The organism is Thermus brockianus (assembly GCF_021462505.1).
Lineage (GTDB): Bacteria > Deinococcota > Deinococci > Deinococcales > Thermaceae > Thermus > Thermus hydrothermalis.
This window is the reverse complement of the sequence record NZ_JAKEDV010000005.1, coordinates 140,001-152,912: the sequence shown is the minus strand read 5'-3', so window position 1 is coordinate 152,912 and position 12,912 is coordinate 140,001. Positions and strand designations below refer to the sequence as shown.

The window sequence follows — 12,912 nt, the reverse complement described above, 5'->3', positions numbered from 1 at the left end:
CCGGGGCTTTGCCGTAGAGTAGGGGGGTATGGCGAAGCCCCTCGAGGTCACCGACCAGAACTTTGACGAGCTCTTAGGCGGTCACCCCTTGGTCCTCGTGGACTTCTGGGCGGAGTGGTGCGCCCCTTGCCGCATGATCGCCCCCATCCTGGAAGAGCTGGCCCAGGAGTACGAGGGCAAGCTGGTGGTGGCCAAGCTGGACGTGGACGAGAACCCCAAGACGGCCATGCGCTTTCGGGTGATGAGCATCCCCACGGTGATCCTCTTCAAGAACGGCCAGCCCGTGGAGGTCCTGGTGGGGGCCCAGCCCAAGCGCAACTTCCAGGCCAAGATAGAGAAGCACCTGCCCCAGGCATGAGGATCGCCCTGGACGCCATGGGGGGGGACCGGGCCCCGGAGGTCACGGTCCAAGGGGCCCTCTTGGCGGCCCAGGAGGGGGTGGAGGTCCTTTTGGTGGGGGAGGAAGGGCGCCTTAACGCCGAGCTTGCCCGCTTGGGGGGCCGCCTCCCCGTATACCACGCCCCGGACTGGATCCCCATGGAGGAGCACGCCACCGAGGTGCGGAAGCGCCGGCAAAGCTCCATCTGGGTGGCCCTGGAGCTCCTCAAGCGGGGCGAGGTGGAGGCCGTGGTCTCCATGGGCCACACCGGGGCTACCATGGCGGCGGCCCTCTTCGTCCTGGGGCGGGTGAAGGGAGTGGAGCGGCCCGCCCTTCTCGTGGAGTTCCCGAGCCTAAAGGGGCGCACCTTCCTCCTGGACGGGGGGGCCAACGCCGACTGCCGCCCCCCCTTCCTGGTGCAGTTCGCCGCCATGGGCCTGGCCTACGCCGAGGCGAGCGGCGTGCCAAGCCCCCGGGTGGGCCTCCTTTCCATCGGGGAAGAGGAGGGAAAGGGAAACGCCTTGGTCCAGGAGGCCTATCCCCTCCTCAAGGAAGCCCTGGGTCCCCGCTTTTTCGGCAACGTGGAAGGGCGGGACATCTTCTTGGGCACGGCGGAGGTGGTGGTCACGGACGGCTTCACGGGCAACGTGGCCCTGAAGCTGGCGGAAGGGGAGGCCAAGGTCCTCTTCACCTGGATTAAGGAGGCCTTCGCCTCGAGCCCCTGGGCGAGGCTGGGGGCCCTCCTGGCCCGGGGCGCTTTGCGCCGGGTGAAGGAGCGGGTGGACCCCTCCCAGTACGGGGCCATGCCCCTTCTCGGGGTGGAGGGGGCGGTCTTCATCGGCCACGGCTCGGCGGACGCCCTGGCGGTGAAAAACGCCCTCCTGAGGGCCAAGGCCCTGGTGGAGGCGGGGCTTCTTGCGCGGGTGCGGGAGGCTTTGGCCGCCCTACACGTCTAGGATCACCCGGGCCCGCCACCTTCCCCCTTCCTGGCCCACGTGGAGGCCGTGGAAGGTGGCGCTCTTCACCTCCCCTTGGAAGCCGAAGGCTTCCTGGAAGGGCTCGCCCTGGAGGCTTGCCAGGAGGCGAAACCCCCCTTCCTCCGGGAGAACCCGCACCCGGGCCCTTCCGGGCACGAAGCCCTTGGTCTGGATGAGGTAGATGAGCTCGTTCAGGTAGCGCACCAGGAGGGTGTCCAGGTCCTCCGCCCAAAGGGAAAGGCGCCGCCTCCTTTTGCCCCCTTCCGGCGGGTTTTGGAACATCACCGCCAAAAGCCCTTTTAGGGCGGCTTGGAAGAGGCCCTCGAGGCTTTCCGCCTCCACCTCAAAGCCGATGTCGGCGGTGTGGTCCAAAAGCCTCACCACCATGGCCCCTCCACCAGGCCCTTTTCCCCCACCACGTGGAAGGTTTCCGTCCAGAGCCTCTCCGGGTGCCGCTCCAGGAAGGCGAGGACGGATAGGGCCTGGGTCCTGTGCTGGGCGATGGCCCTGAGCTTTTCCTTTAGGGCCCACTCGGGGAGGCGCAGGCGGTGGGTTGGGGGGTAGGGCCCTTCCGGGCGCACCATGTAGACCACCCGGGCGAGGCCCTGGGCCGCCCCTTGGGCGTAGCGGCTCGCCGCCACGTGGTCGGGGTGGCCGTTGATGCCGTCGGGGGGGAAGGTGACCACGAAGCGGGGCCTTAGGGTTTGGAGGCGGCTCCGGATGGCCTCCTCCGCCTCGGGGTGGTCCAAAAGGCCTTCCCCTTGGGCCTTCCCCCGCTCCCCCGCCCCCACCTCCCGGGGCAGGCCGTTGGGGAAGGAGAGGACCTCGAGGAAGTCCACCCGGAGGAGCTTTGCCGCCCGGGAGAGCTCCTCCGTGCGCACCTGGGGAAGGGCCTCTGGGGGGCAGAGGCCTAAGGTCCTCCCCGCCTCCCCCCGGGTGAGGGTGAGGATGCCCGTCCGAAGCCCCGCCGCCTTGGCCAAAAGGAGCGCCCCCCCGGCCCCGAAGCTCTCGTCGTCGGGGTGGGGGACCACCACCAGGAGGTCCAGCATCAGGGCATGGGGTGGGCGAGGGCCAGGGCCCGCACCGCCTCCCTAAGGGCTTCGGAGGGGCCTTCCGTGAGGGCCCGGTCCATGAGCTCTGCCACCAGGGGCATCTCCTCCGGGGTGAAGCCCCGGGTGGTGATGGCGGGGGTGCCCACGCGGATCCCCGAGGTGATGCGGGGAGGTTTGGGGTCAAAGGGGATGGCGTTCTTGTTCACGGTGATGCCCACGGCGTCCAGGCGCTCCTCCGCCTCCTTGCCCGTGAGGCCCTTGGGGCGGAGGTCCACCAGGAAGAGGTGGTTGTCCGTGCCCCCGGTGACGATGCGGTAGCCCCTCTTGGCAAGCTCCGCCGCCAGGCGCTGGGCGTTTTCCACCACGAGGCGGCTATACTCCTTGAACTCGGGCTGCATGGCCTCAAAGAAGGCCACCGCCTTCCCGGCGATGACGTGCTCCAGGGGGCCTCCTTGGATCCCAGGGAAGATGAGCTTGTCAATCTTTTTGCCCAACTCGGGGTCTTGGGAGAGGATCAGGCCCCCTCGAGGGCCCCGGAGGGTCTTGTGGGTGGTGCTGGTCACCACGTGGGCGTAGGGGACGGGGTTGGGGTGGAGCCCCGCCGCCACCAGCCCGGCGAAGTGGGCCATGTCCACCACCAAGTAGGCCCCCACCTCCTCGGCGATTTCCCGGAAGGCCTGGAAGTCCCAGAGGCGGGGGTAGGCGCTGGCCCCAGCCACGATCACCTTGGGGCGGTGTTCCCGGGCCAGGCGGCGCACCTCGTCCAGGTCTATGCGCTCGGTGTCGGGCCGCACCCCGTAGGAAACCACCTTGTAGAGCCTTCCGGAGAAGTTGACCTTGGCCCCGTGGGTCAGGTGCCCCCCGGCCGCCAGGTCCATGCCCAAGAGGGTGTCCCCGGGCTCCATTAGGGCCATGTAGACCGCCATGTTGGCCTGGGAGCCGGAGTGGGGCTGGACGTTGGCCCATTGGGCCCCGAAGAGGGCCTTGGCCCGCTCTATGGCCAGGGACTCCACCTGGTCAATGACCTCGCACCCCCCGTAGTACCGGGCCCCGGGGTAGCCCTCGGCGTACTTGTTGGTGAGGACGCTTCCCACCGCCTCCCGCACCTGCTTGGAGACGAAGTTCTCGCTGGCGATGAGCTCTAGGCCCTCCCGCTGCCTTTTTTCCTCCAGGGCGATGAGCTGGAAGAGGGTCTCGTCGCGGACGCTGGTGCCCACCATAGGGCGATTATAGGCCCTCCCTCCCTGCTAAGCTAAGGCCATGAAAGGGAACGCCTTCACCATCGTGAAGTGGGGGGCCCTCCTGGCCCTTGCCGTCTTGCTCCTCACCATCCTCCTCATCAACTTCACCACGAGCCGCGACCTGCCCGAGCTGGTGCGGGTCCAGGTGGAGCGGTACGCCGTGTGCAGTTACTGGTTTTTTGGCTGGCACCTGGCCTCCACCGGGGCCTTCGCCTTCGCCTTTTTGCTGGTGGGCTTGGTTTCGGGCTTCCTCCTGGGCTTCTTTCTGAGGCGGCGCTAGAGGAGTTCCAAGGCGAGCTTTTCCCCCTCCTCGGGGACGCCCGCCGGGTAGCGGCCGTTGAAGCAGGCGAGGCAGACGGGCCCCCCGATGGCCCGCTTGACCCCCTCCTCGGATAGGAAGGCCAGGGAGTCGGCCCCGATGTAGGCCCGTATCTCCTCCACGCTCTTCTGGGCGGCGATGAGCTCCTTGCGGGCCGCCGTGTCTATGCCGTAGTAGCAGGGGAAGCGGATGGGGGGGCTGGAGACGCGGAAGTGGACCTCCTTGGCCCCCGCCTCCTTGAGGAGGGCCACGATGTGGCGGCTGGTGGTGCCCCGCACGATGGAGTCGTCAATGAGCACCACCCGCTTGCCCTTCACCGCCGAGGTGGGGGAGAGCTTGAGCCGGGTTTTTAGGTCCCGAAGCTCCTGGGTGGGCTGGATGAAGGTGCGCCCGGCGTAGGGGTTCTTGTAGAGCCCGTACTCCAGGGGGAGGCCGCTTGCCCGGGCGTAGCCGATGGCGGCGCCAATCCCCGAGTCGGGGACGGGCACCACCATGTCCGCCTCCGCCGGGGCTTCCCGGAAGAGCTCCTCGCCCATCCGCACCCGGGCGGCGTAGGCCTCGGTGCCGTCCAGGAGGCTATCGGGCCGGGCGAAGTAGATCCATTCAAAGGCGCAAGGGGTGGGGTTTGGGGGAAGGCCTTGGAGGCTTCTTAGCTCCCCCTCCTCCACCCAGACCACCTCCCCGGGCCGCACGTCCCGCAGGTACTCCGCCCCGAGGAGGGCGAGGGCCGGGGGCTCGGAGGCGAAGGCGTAGCCCCAGGGGGCCTTGCCGATGGCGAGGGGCCGCACCCCGTGGGGGTCCCTGAGGGCGAGGAGGGTCTTGCGGTCCATGAGGAGGATGGAGTACCCCCCTTCCAGGCGCCGCATGGCCTCGAGGGCCGCCTCGGGGAGGGAGAGGTGGGAAAGCCTAGCCAGGAGGAGGAGCATGACCTCGGTGTCCGAGGTGCTCTGGAAGGTGGCCCCCTCCTGGAGGAGGCGGTCGCGGAGGGGCTTGGCGTTTACAAAGTTGCCGTTGTGGGCGATGGCCAAGACCCCGTGGGCGGTGCGGGCGGTGAGGGGTTGGGCGTTGAAGCGGAGGTTGGAGCCCGTGGTGGAGTAGCGGGTGTGGGCGAGGCCGAGCCGGGCCCCGGGCAGGCGGAGCTTTCCCAGGCGCTCCTCGGTGAAGACCTGGTTCACGAGGCCCAGGTCCTTTTCCACCAAGAACTCCTTCCCGTCCGTGACGGCGATGCCGGCGGCCTCCTGGCCCCGATGCTGCAGGGCGAGGAGCCCCAGGTGCAAAAGCCCCGCCACGTCCAGGGGGGTTTCGCTCCAAAGGCCCAGGACGCCGCACTCCTCCCGTGGCTTATCCATCCAGGACCTCCCGCAAGGGGCGTTGCCAGATGGCCTTAAGCTCGGCCACCTCCCACTCTAGCACTCCCTTGGGGGTGAGGACCGTGAGGGTCTTCCCCCCGGTTTCCCCCAGGATGCGGTAGGGAAGGCCCTGGGCCTCCAGGCGGGCCGTGGCCTCCTTAAGGCGGTCCTTGGCCACGGTGAAGAGGATGCGGCTTGGCGCCTCGCCGAAGAGGGCCTCCAGGCCCGCTTCCCGCACCTCCACCGTGGCCCCTAAGCCGTAGGGGAAGGCCATCTCCGCCAGGGCCACCAAGAGCCCCCCTTCCGCCAGGTCGTGGGCGGTGTCCGTGAGGCCCAGGGCGATGAGCTCCCGGATGGCTTCCTGCACGGCCTTCTCCCGCCCGAGGTCCAGGAGGGGGGGGTGGCCCGCCTCGAGGCCCGTGAGGAGGTAGAGGACCTCGCTCGCCCCAAGCGTCCCCCTTTCCTCCCCTAAGAGGACCACCACCTCTCCGGGCCGCCTAAAGCCCATCTCCGCCCGGCGACGTAGGTCCAAGACCCCCACCACCCCCACCATGGCCGTGGGAGGGATGCGTTTGCCGCCCGCCTCGTTGTAAAGGGAAACGTTGCCGCTCACCACGGGCACACCCAGGGCGGCGCTCGCCTCCTTTAGGCCTTCAATGGTTTCCTTGAGCTCGTAGTAGCCCTCGGGGGTTTCCGGGCTTCCCAGGTTGAGGCCGTCCGTGTAGGCGAGGGGCTTCGCCCCCACCACGGAAACGTTGCGGCAGGCCTCCGCCAGGGCGTGCATGGCCCCGAGGCGGGGGTGGAGGCGGCTATACCGGGGGTTTTGGTCCACCTTGGCGGCGATGCCCAGGTGCGTGCCCTTGATCCAGAGGAGGGCGGCGTCCCCCTTGCCCGGCACCAAGGCGGTGCGGGTGCCCACCTGGTGGTCGTAGCGCTCGTAGACCGCTTCCCGGCTCGCCAGGTTGGGGGAGGCGAGGAGCCTTTCCAGGACCTCCTTGGGGTCCGCCTCGAGGGGGGGGATGGGGGTTTCCCTGAGGCGCCGCACCTCGGGGTCTTCCTGGGCTAGGCGCACGTAGGTGGGGGCTTCCGCCAGGGCCTCCGTGGGCACCTCCGCCACCACCTTTCCCCTATGGAGGACCCGGAAGACCCTTTCCGGGATGGTCCGGGCCACGGCCACGCAGTCCAGGCCCCACCTGCGGAAGACCTCCTCCAGTTCCTTTTCTTTTCCCTCCTTGGGCACCAGGACCATGCGCTCTTGGCTTTCGGAAAGGAGGAGCTCCTCGGGGGCCATGCCCGCCTCCCGGGTGGGGACGAGGTCTAGGTCTAGCTCCACCCCGAGGCCGGACTTGTGGGCGAGCTCGGCGAGGCTAGAGGTGAGCCCCGCTGCCCCCATGTCCTGGACGCCTTCCACCAGGTCCTTCTCTATGGCCTCGAGGGTGGCCTCCATGAGGAGTTTCCCCAAGAAGGGGTCCCCCACCTGCACCGCCGGGCGGTCCTCCTCCTTCTCCTCCTTTAGCTCCCGGCTGGCGAAGGCCGCCCCCCCGATGCCGTCCCGCCCCGTCTTGGCCCCGGCGTAGTAGAGGGGCCGGCCCAGGGAGGCCCGGCTTCGCTTGAGGTTCTCCTCCCTGAGAAGCCCCAGGCACATGGCGTTCACCAGGGGGTTTTCCCGGTAGCCCTCGTGGAAGTAGAGGTCCCCGCCCACGGTGGGGACCCCGATGGCGTTCCCGTAGAAGGCGATGCCGGAAACCACCCCCTTGAAGAGGTAGCGGCTACGGCCCTCGGGGGGGCCAAAGCGCAGGGAGTCCAGGAGGGCGATGGGCCGGGCCCCCATGCTCATGATGTCCCGGAGGATCCCCCCCACCCCGGTGGCCGCCCCTTGGAAGGGTTCCACGGCGGAGGGGTGGTTGTGGCTTTCTATCTTGAAGGCCACCGCCCACCCTTCCCCCAGGCGCACCACGCCGGCGTTTTCCCCGGGGCCCTGCAGGACCGCTTCCCCTTCCTTAGGCAGTTCCTTCAGGAGGGGGCGGGAGTTCTTGTAGGCGCAGTGCTCGCTCCACATCACCTTGAAAAGGAGGAGCTCCACCCGGTTGGGCTCCCGCCCAAGCCGCCTCAGGATCTCCCGGTATTCCCCTTCCGGGATGCCGATTTCCTTGGCCAAGGCTTCCATCACTCTAGGAGGGGGAGGAGCTCGCGGTGGTCCTTCACCTTGGCCGTGGGCTTCACCTCCCCGTTCACCTCCCTCAGGCCCACGTACTGCACCGCCCAGGGGTAGCCGGCGCCGAAGGCCCCCTTGATGTCCGTGTGGGGCAGGTCCCCCACGTGGAGGGCCTCCTCGGGGGCCACCCCCAGGGCCTCGAGGGCCACCTGAAACGCCTCGGGCTTGGGCTTCACGAACCCCGTTTCGTCGGAGAAGCTATAGGCCTGGAAGACGTCCAGGCCCTGCCGCTTGAGGTGCTCCCTCAGGAGGCGGCCCGGGGTCATGCCCGTATCGGAAACGATGGCCAGGGGGTACTTCCCCGCCAGGGCCTTGAGGACCTCCACCCCGGGCAGGGGCTTGAGGTCGGCGAGCAAGGAGGTTTCCTCCAGCCTCCTTGCGGTGAGGGCGATGAGCCCGGGGTCGTGGGGTGCCCCGAGGAGGGCGAAGATCCGGGCCACCCGGTCGTACACGGACATGTGTTCCCCCGCCTTCCAGGCCTCCTCAAAGGCCAGGGCCGCCTGCCGGTAGGCCTCCCGCACCTCGCTTTCCTCCGCCGGGTGCCCTGCCTCGGAAAGGGCGTCCAGGAGGATCTCGTACCGGGCGGGCATGACCTTTTCCAAAAACGCCTCCCCCTCGGTGAAGAGGGTGCCCCAGAAGTCAAAGGTGATGGCCTTGGGTTTCATCGCTGAACCTCCTTTTCCAAAAGCCCCAGGAAGAGGGGAAGCCCGTCCTCCCCTCCCAGAATGGGGTCCACGGCCCGCTCGGGGTGGGGCATCATGCCGAGGACGTTGCCCCGCTCGTTCACGATGCCGGCGATGTCGTTCAGGCTCCCGTTGGGGTTATAGTCCCTCTCCCCGGCCAGGGGGGCGTAGCGGAAGACCACCCGGCCCTCGCCCTCCAGCCGCCTTAGGGTTTCGGGGTCGGCGTAGTAGCGCCCCTCGGCGTGGGCGATGGGCAGGCGGAGGACTTGGCCTTGGGCGTAGCGGCGGGTGAAGGGGAGGTCGGTCCTTTCCACCCGCACCCCCACCTCCTTGCAGGTGAAGTGGAGGTTGAGGTTGGCGAGGAGGGCCCCGGGGAGGATGCCCGCCTCGGTGAGGATCTGGAAGCCGTTGCAGACGCCCATCACATACCGCCCCTCCTCGGCGAAGCGGCGCACCGCCTCCATCACCGGGCTTTTGGCGGCCAGGGCCCCCGCCCTCAGGTAGTCCCCGTAGCTAAAGCCCCCGGGGAGGAAGACCCCGTCATAGCCCCTCAGGTCCCTTTCCGTGTGCCAGACGAACTCCGCCCGCATGCCCGCCTTCTCCAGGGCGAAGCGGGCGTCCTCGTCGCAGTTAGAACCGGGAAAGCGGACGATGGCCCACCTCATAGTTCCTTGAGGGCCTCGAGGGTGTAGACCTCCATCACCGGGTTGGCGAGGAGGCTTCCCAGGAGCTTGGCCTTTTCCTCCGCCTGGAGGAAGTTTTCCGCCGAGAAGACGATCTCCAAAACCTTCCCCACCCGCACGGACTCCACCGGGTGGCCGAGGTCCCGCAAGACCCCTTCCACCGCCCGGCCCTGCGGGTCCAGGATGCCGTCCTTGAGCTCTATGAGGAGCGTGGCCTGGTACCTTGGCATCTACCCTCCCAAAACCCGCCTTAGGACCTCCTGGTACGCCTCTTCCACGCCCCCCAGGTCCTTGCGGAAGCGGTCCTTGTCCATGGGCTTTCCCGTGGCCATGTCCCAAAGGCGCATGGTGTCGGGGCTAATCTCGTCGGCGAGGAGGATTTCCCCCTCCCTTTCCCCAAACTCCAGCTTGAAGTCCACCAGTTCCAGGCCCCTTTCCGCGAAGAACGCCTTCAGGATCTCCCCCACCCGCAAGGTGGTGGCCTTCACCTCCTTTAGGGCCTCGGGGGAGGCGAGGTCTAGGGCGAGGACGGCGTCCTCGCAGATCAAGGGGTCCCCCAGGGCATCGTTCTTGAGGGAGAACTCCACCAAGGGGGCCTTAAGGGGCGTGCCCTCCTTTAGCCCGTAGCGCTTGGCGAAGCTCCCCGCCGCCTTGTAGCGGAGGATCACCTCCAAGGGGAGGATCCTCACCCGCTTCACCCGCATCTCCCGCTCCGAGAGCTCCTCCACGAAGTGGGTCTTGACGCCCTTTTCCTCCAAGAGGCGGAAGAGGGCGGCGGAAACCTTGTTGTTCACCACCCCCTTGCCGGGGATGACCCCCCGCTTCTGCGCATTAAAGGCGGTGGCCTCGTCCTTGAAGTAGACCCTTAGGGTGTCCTCCCCTTCCGGGTAGAGGACCTTGGCCTTGCCCTCGTAAAGCTTCTCCATGCCCCTCCTTATGGCCGAAAGGCCCTTTTCCTCATTTTAAAGCCCAAAACGGGCGTAGATGGCGTCCACGTGGCGGAGGAAGGCCTGAGGGTCAAAAAGCGCCCTTAGCCTCTCCCCCTTGATGGGGTTTTCCGGGTCGGCTTCCAGAAGCTTTAGGAAGCTTTGTCCTTCTTCCCAACTCTTGAGGGCGTTTCGCTGGACCAGGGCGTAGGCCTTTTCCCGGGGGAGGCCTTCGGCGATGAGGGCGTTTAGGACCTGCTGCGAGTAGACGAGGCCCCGGGTGAGGTCCAGGTTCCGCTTGAGGTTCTCCTCAAAGACCCTAAGCCCTTCCAGGATGCCCTTAAGCCGCCTTAAGGCGTAGTGGAGGGCGGTGGTGGCGTCGGGGAGGATGACCCTTTCCACGGAGGAGTGGGAGATGTCCCGCTCGTGCCAGAGGGCGATGTTCTCCAGGGCGGGTCCGAGGTAGCCCCGGAGGAGCCGGGCCATCCCCGTGAGGTTTTCCAGGCCCACGGGGTTTTTCTTGTGGGGCATGGAGGAGCTTCCCGTCTGGCCCTCGCGGAAGGGTTCTTGGGCCTCGAGGACCTCCGTGCGCTGGAGGTGCCTGAGCTCCACCGCCACCCTTTCCAGGTTGCCCCCGAGGATAGCCAAAGCGGCGAGGACCTCCGCATGCCGGTCCCGGGGGACCACCTGGGTGGAGATGGGCTCCGCTTGAAGGCCAAGCCGCCTCGCCACGTGGGCCTCCACCTCGGGGGGGACGTGGGCGTAGTTGCCCACGGAACCCGAGAGCATGGCCACGCCTATGGTTTCCCTAGCCCTTTTTACCCTTGCCTCGTCCCGGAGGAAGGCGGCGTAGAAGGAGAGGAAGCGGAGGCCGAAGCTCGTGGGCTCGGCGTGGACCCCGTGGGTGCGGGCGATGGCGGGGGTGTGCTTGTAGCGGAGGGCGAGGGCCTTGAGGGCCTCCTCTACCCCTTTAAGCTCCTCCAGGATGAGGTCCAAAGCCCGCACCAGGAGGGCGTTTTGCGCCGTGTCCACGATGTCCGAGCTGGTGAGGCCCAGGTGGAGGTAGCGCCCCACCTCCTCGTCCCCGGTCCACTCCACCAGGGCCCGGGTGAAGGCCACCAGGTCGTGGCGGGTGGTTTCCTCTATCTCCGCCACCCGCCGGGCGAAGGCTTCGGTGAGGGGTTTTTCCTCCAGGGTCCGGAGAAGCCTTGCCGCAAGGCCCCTAGGCACCTGGCCCAGGGCCTCCCAGGCCTCGAGGGCGTAGGCTTCCACCAAGGCCCACATGCGGTAACGGCTTTCCTCGGACCAAAGCGCCGCCATCTCCGGGGTCTGGTACCGGGGCACCATGCCTCAAGGCTACCGGTTTGGGGCCGTATCCTGCTACCCCAGGCCTTGAGCCCACTCTCCTCCAGGAGCTANCTGAGGTCGCTGGGGTAAGATCGTCTAGAGCTCATCCCTCAAGAATACCACCCTTTTACGACAGCCTCTAAGTTCCGCCACCGTGACCAGTCTTGCCCTTCCAGGAGCGTTCATGCCCCCAGGGTGGCGGAAAGGTTGTTCACCTAAAAACGGGGTGGCTCAGGTGAACATAAGTGCCGGATGGCACAAGCTCAGTCCGGCACCAGTCCCAGCGTCCTATCCAGGTTTGCAATGGCCTTGGCAATCGCGCTCGGGGCGGCTTCCTCAAGAAGGACGCGCCCCTCCCTGTCCACCAGTCCTTCCAGCCGCGCCCTCTTGGTCAGGGTGCGAAGGCTCCACCCCTTCACCCGGTGGGCTACCCACCACCGGGCATGCTTTTGCAGTTCGCGGTGGGGAAGGGCCCATTCCTCATAGAGGGCCCGGCACTCGCCCAGCCAGGACTCAAAGGCTTGGCGAAGGCCCTTCTCTATCTCGGGCCAGGAGGATTTCTCAGCCCCGTATACCGGGGGCGAAAACTCCGGTGGGCGGAAGGGGGGTAGCGGTGGAATGTCCACCATTGGGCTGGCGTACCACATTGGTTTGCCCGCAAAGTCGGGGACCTTGGCCCACAACCGAAGGTTTTCCGTGGCCCACCCCAGGGGCTCAGGGTGTAGCAAGCTCCACTTATGGCCCCAAGTGAGAAGCGCTTCCCGTAAGTCCCTGAGTTTCGCTGAGAAGTCTTCTTCATAGCCGGGTATGCCCTCCAGAGTTTCTATGGCCTCCTCCAGGGATTCCCAGTCGTGGATGTACCAGCCGGGGCGGTCCATGTGAGGGGCGGCTTCGCGGTATAAGGGCACCAGCCTGGCCAGGTCCTCCAAGGCTTCCGGCGCTATTTGCTCCACGGCGCGGAGAACATAGTTCCAGGCGTTCCACCTACGCCAAGCCTCGGAATGGTCCATGCCTCCATGATACGCCCTTGTGCGGGGTTTTACGGGTACAGAGGGGCATAGGGGGGCCGTGGAGCCCCCGGAGAGGGGCCACCTCGAGGCCGCCCGGCCTCCTCAATGTTTCCTAGAACACTTCTACGCCCAGCCGGTTTATCAGCCGGTCTATCCACCCGGAAATGACCGGCTATTGGAGTAAGTTCCAGGAAGAACCAACGGAAAAAACCGCGCCCAGAAGGGAGAAAACGGAAGATTGCGGGGGTTCTGGGCTCGCCTCACACGCGAGAGGTCGTAGGTTCAAGTCCTACGCCGCCCACCAACGCTAAAACAACAACTTCCCCCCTCGCGAAAGAGGGGGGTAGTTTTTCTGGAAAACTGCTAGGCTTTGCCGTAAAGCCCCCTTAGAAAGCCCTCCTCCTCACTCCCTGCCCGAACCGAGTTAGGGGTCCAGGCCCTGGGGTATGTCCCCCTTTTCCTCACCTGGACCGGGGCTTTGACCGGGTCTCCCGGATAGGCAGGAGGAACGAGCATGGGTTTCCTCCTGGGGCTACGGGGCAAGCGGGAGGTGGAGATGGAGGAGGGGGAACGCTTCCTCTCGGGACCTAAAGGGGCAGGGGGTGGTGCAATCTGAAGGGCAGAGCCTTTTCCGCCTGGCTCGCCTCCTTCTAGCGGAGGGTCCTCCTTCCCTGCGGGGCGTGGCGGTGCGGGTGCTTGGGGGTCTTTCCCGGCAACCGGCAGGGGGGTGG

Annotated in this window: 14 protein-coding genes and 1 tRNA gene; 4 read left to right on the top strand and 11 right to left on the bottom strand. The window is 67.0% G+C overall.

The genetic code is table 11. The features are described 5' to 3' along the window. The first annotated feature begins 28 nt into the window (after window positions 1-28). Window positions 29-358 (top strand): thioredoxin, encoded by a 330-nt coding sequence (gene trxA / locus LXN00_RS07870; protein WP_039458248.1) that lies wholly within the window; start codon window positions 29-31, stop codon window positions 356-358. Next, the gene (plsX, locus tag LXN00_RS07865; protein ID WP_234507082.1) at window positions 355-1,335 is read left to right on the top strand and encodes a phosphate acyltransferase PlsX; all 981 of its coding nucleotides are present in this window, start codon (window positions 355-357) and stop codon (window positions 1,333-1,335) included. The genes trxA and plsX overlap by 4 nt, the downstream gene beginning before the upstream one ends. Here plsX and LXN00_RS07860 read toward each other — a convergent pair. The 3 genes from LXN00_RS07860 to glyA are packed head-to-tail and all read right to left on the bottom strand — an operon-like array spanning window position 1,324 to window position 3,628. Then, a complete protein-coding gene (locus LXN00_RS07860; protein WP_234507080.1) occupies window positions 1,324-1,743 on the bottom strand; it encodes an archease in 420 nt (139 codons plus the stop codon). The genes plsX and LXN00_RS07860 overlap by 12 nt on opposite strands. Beyond that, window positions 1,734-2,402: a PIG-L deacetylase family protein gene (locus LXN00_RS07855; RefSeq protein ID WP_234507185.1), complete on the bottom strand. Its 669-nt coding sequence runs from the start codon at window positions 2,400-2,402 to the stop codon at window positions 1,734-1,736. Before LXN00_RS07855 ends, LXN00_RS07860 begins: the two co-directional genes overlap by 10 nt. 2 nt (window positions 2,403-2,404) lie before the next feature. After that, window positions 2,405-3,628, bottom strand: coding sequence for a serine hydroxymethyltransferase (glyA, locus tag LXN00_RS07850; protein WP_234507078.1), 1,224 nt, complete (start codon window positions 3,626-3,628; stop codon window positions 2,405-2,407). A 40-nt stretch (window positions 3,629-3,668) separates the two neighbouring features. Between glyA and LXN00_RS07845 the strand changes: the two genes are divergently transcribed. Next, window positions 3,669-3,929, top strand: a complete 261-nt coding sequence (locus tag LXN00_RS07845; protein ID WP_234507077.1) for a hypothetical protein — start codon at window positions 3,669-3,671, stop codon at window positions 3,927-3,929. Here the strand turns inward: LXN00_RS07845 and purF are convergent. The 8 genes from purF to LXN00_RS07805 all read right to left on the bottom strand — a co-directional run bounded on the left by purF (window position 3,926) and on the right by LXN00_RS07805 (window position 12,181). Further along, window positions 3,926-5,317, bottom strand: coding sequence for an amidophosphoribosyltransferase (gene purF, locus LXN00_RS07840; RefSeq protein WP_234507074.1), 1,392 nt, complete (start codon window positions 5,315-5,317; stop codon window positions 3,926-3,928). The genes LXN00_RS07845 and purF overlap by 4 nt on opposite strands. Next, entirely contained in the window at window positions 5,310-7,484 is a 2,175-nt protein-coding gene (gene purL / locus LXN00_RS07835; RefSeq protein WP_234507072.1) for a phosphoribosylformylglycinamidine synthase subunit PurL, read from the bottom strand. Before purL ends, purF begins: the two co-directional genes overlap by 8 nt. Next, a complete protein-coding gene (locus tag LXN00_RS07830; protein WP_234507070.1) occupies window positions 7,484-8,197 on the bottom strand; it encodes an HAD family hydrolase in 714 nt (237 codons plus the stop codon). Before LXN00_RS07830 ends, purL begins: the two co-directional genes overlap by 1 nt. Further along, window positions 8,194-8,880 carry a phosphoribosylformylglycinamidine synthase subunit PurQ gene (gene purQ / locus LXN00_RS07825; protein WP_234507068.1) on the bottom strand — a complete coding sequence of 229 codons (687 nt, stop codon included), beginning with the start codon at window positions 8,878-8,880 and terminating at the stop codon, window positions 8,194-8,196. The genes LXN00_RS07830 and purQ overlap by 4 nt, the downstream gene beginning before the upstream one ends. Then, a complete protein-coding gene (purS, locus tag LXN00_RS07820; RefSeq protein WP_234507066.1) occupies window positions 8,877-9,128 on the bottom strand; it encodes a phosphoribosylformylglycinamidine synthase subunit PurS in 252 nt (83 codons plus the stop codon). Before purS ends, purQ begins: the two co-directional genes overlap by 4 nt. After that, window positions 9,129-9,824, bottom strand: coding sequence for a phosphoribosylaminoimidazolesuccinocarboxamide synthase (purC, locus tag LXN00_RS07815; RefSeq protein WP_234507064.1), 696 nt, complete (start codon window positions 9,822-9,824; stop codon window positions 9,129-9,131). It lies immediately after the preceding gene. A 36-nt stretch (window positions 9,825-9,860) separates the two neighbouring features. Then, window positions 9,861-11,171: an adenylosuccinate lyase gene (gene purB, locus LXN00_RS07810; RefSeq protein ID WP_234507061.1), complete on the bottom strand. Its 1,311-nt coding sequence runs from the start codon at window positions 11,169-11,171 to the stop codon at window positions 9,861-9,863. 263 nt (window positions 11,172-11,434) lie between these two features. Next, on the bottom strand, window positions 11,435-12,181 hold the full coding sequence (locus tag LXN00_RS07805) for a hypothetical protein (protein ID WP_234507060.1): 747 nt from the start codon (window positions 12,179-12,181) through the stop codon (window positions 11,435-11,437). Window positions 12,182-12,403: 222 nt separating this feature from the next. Here LXN00_RS07805 and LXN00_RS07800 point away from each other — a divergent pair. After that, window positions 12,404-12,485 (top strand) — tRNA-Leu (locus tag LXN00_RS07800). Window positions 12,486-12,912 lie beyond the last annotated feature (427 nt).

What these genes read in the sequence shown, in the direction of transcription:
- trxA (WP_039458248.1), top strand. Translation starts at nt 29, where the DNA reads ATGGCGAAGCCCCTCGAGGTCACCGACCAGAACTTTGACGAGCTCTTA.
- LXN00_RS07830 (WP_234507070.1), bottom strand. Translation starts at nt 8,197, where the DNA reads ATGAAACCCAAGGCCATCACCTTTGACTTCTGGGGCACCCTCTTCACC.
- LXN00_RS07845 (WP_234507077.1), top strand. Translation starts at nt 3,669, where the DNA reads ATGAAAGGGAACGCCTTCACCATCGTGAAGTGGGGGGCCCTCCTGGCC.
- purS (WP_234507066.1), bottom strand. Translation starts at nt 9,128, where the DNA reads ATGCCAAGGTACCAGGCCACGCTCCTCATAGAGCTCAAGGACGGCATC.
- purC (WP_234507064.1), bottom strand. Translation starts at nt 9,824, where the DNA reads ATGGAGAAGCTTTACGAGGGCAAGGCCAAGGTCCTCTACCCGGAAGGG.
- LXN00_RS07860 (WP_234507080.1), bottom strand. Translation starts at nt 1,743, where the DNA reads ATGGTGGTGAGGCTTTTGGACCACACCGCCGACATCGGCTTTGAGGTG.
- LXN00_RS07805 (WP_234507060.1), bottom strand. Translation starts at nt 12,181, where the DNA reads ATGGACCATTCCGAGGCTTGGCGTAGGTGGAACGCCTGGAACTATGTT.
- purB (WP_234507061.1), bottom strand. Translation starts at nt 11,171, where the DNA reads ATGGTGCCCCGGTACCAGACCCCGGAGATGGCGGCGCTTTGGTCCGAG.
- purL (WP_234507072.1), bottom strand. Translation starts at nt 7,484, where the DNA reads ATGGAAGCCTTGGCCAAGGAAATCGGCATCCCGGAAGGGGAATACCGG.
- glyA (WP_234507078.1), bottom strand. Translation starts at nt 3,628, where the DNA reads ATGGTGGGCACCAGCGTCCGCGACGAGACCCTCTTCCAGCTCATCGCC.
- purQ (WP_234507068.1), bottom strand. Translation starts at nt 8,880, where the DNA reads ATGAGGTGGGCCATCGTCCGCTTTCCCGGTTCTAACTGCGACGAGGAC.
- purF (WP_234507074.1), bottom strand. Translation starts at nt 5,317, where the DNA reads ATGGATAAGCCACGGGAGGAGTGCGGCGTCCTGGGCCTTTGGAGCGAA.
- plsX (WP_234507082.1), top strand. Translation starts at nt 355, where the DNA reads ATGAGGATCGCCCTGGACGCCATGGGGGGGGACCGGGCCCCGGAGGTC.